Annotated in this window: 2 protein-coding genes; both read left to right on the top strand. The window is 63.9% G+C overall.

The window, feature by feature from the left end:
• Window positions 1-529, top strand: a 529-nt coding sequence (locus EKN07_RS12730; RefSeq protein WP_164546685.1) for a hypothetical protein, incomplete at its 5' end; no start/stop codon positions are given.
• Between the two features lie 175 nt (window positions 530-704).
• Window positions 705-1,381, top strand: a 677-nt coding sequence (locus tag EKN07_RS12385) for an LppA family lipoprotein (RefSeq protein ID WP_206435737.1), incomplete at its 3' end; no start/stop codon positions are given.

Below are 1,381 nucleotides of genomic sequence, written 5' to 3'. Positions count from 1 at the left end.
TGTCTCGTATGTGGAGGCGCGGCGGGAGGCGATCCTCCTGCTGCTGCAGTTACAGCAGACCCTGTCGGATGAGTTTGATGTGGGTGAGTGGACGCCACCAGCGCTGGGTGGCGGCTCGCAGGTTGATCGGACGACTTCGGGGTGTCCGGCCGGGACGGTGATCGAGTTTTGGAAGTTGGGGACGGCGGGGCCGCTGACGGGTGAGACGTGGCCGCAGGCGGTGGACCGGTTCGCGGAGATTCTGGCCCCGTTAGGGTTTAGTGGCCCGGTGGATGGGACGGTGGTTGCGGAGAATCCGATTGCCTTGTTCTTTAACGAGGAGACCGGCCAGCAGGTTCAATTGCGGTATAACAAGCGGACTTTGGTGGTGGTTGATACGGGGTGTGTGCCGGGGAAGTGGTCGCAGGATTGGCCGCAGGGCACCGAGGTTGTCCCAGAACACCTACGCACCACGGGCCGGGCGATCCACAGTGGCGAACCCGAGGAATGGGCACCCTACAGTCCGCCGAGCGACGAGGGTGGGGACTGATGGTCGAATCGTCGTCGCGCTGTGAGGGCCGGGTTGCTGCGCGGAAAGCCATGCCGTGCTGCGCAGCGCGTCTCGGCTTCCGTTGGTGGTTGTGGCATGGTGTGGGTGTTCCTCGTCTCGCGTCGAGGTGGCGCGTGGTGGGTGTTGGTCGTGCTGTGGGGGCCGGGTGATGAGCATGCGGCGGGGCTCTGTCCGCTCGGGTGGCGCGGCGGGGTATTGGCGTCGTGGCCTTGTCGTTGCCTGCTTGATGGGCAGTGTCCTGCTTGTGGCGTGTTCTGATTTTTCGGAGCGGTATTACGGGCGGACGGATGAGTATCTTCCGGCCCGGAGTATCTCGTATGTGGAGGCGCGGCGGGAGGCGATCCTGCTGCTTTTAGAGTTGCAGCGGACCCTGTCGGACGAGTTTGAGGTGGGTGAGTGGACGCCACCAGCGCTGGGTGGCGGCTCGCAGGTTGATCGGACGACTTCGGGGTGTCCGGCTGGATCGGTGATCGAGCGATGGAAGTTGGGGACGGCGGGGCCGCTGACGGGTGAGACGTGGCCGCAGGCGGTGGACCGGTTCGCGGAGATTCTGGCCCCGTTAGGGTTTAGTGGCCCGGTGGATACGACGGTGCGGGCGGAGGATCACACGGTGGTGTTTTTTAATGAGGAGACCGGGCAAAAGGTTGATCTGGGCTATTACAAGCGGACTTTGGTGGTGGTTGATACGGGGTGTGTGCCGGGGAAGTGGTCGCAGGATTGGCCGCAGGGCACCGAGGTAGTCCCAGAACACCTGCGCACCACCGGCCGGGCGATCCACAGTGGGGAACCCGAGGAATGGGCACCCTACAATAGTCCGGTTTTTGGGGAACA

This window comes from Actinobaculum sp. 352, from assembly GCF_003957265.1.
Taxonomy (GTDB): Bacteria; Actinomycetota; Actinomycetes; order Actinomycetales; family Actinomycetaceae; genus Asp313.
The sequence above is the reverse complement of the archived record's forward strand: the minus strand, read 5'-3'. Positions and strand labels throughout refer to the sequence as shown.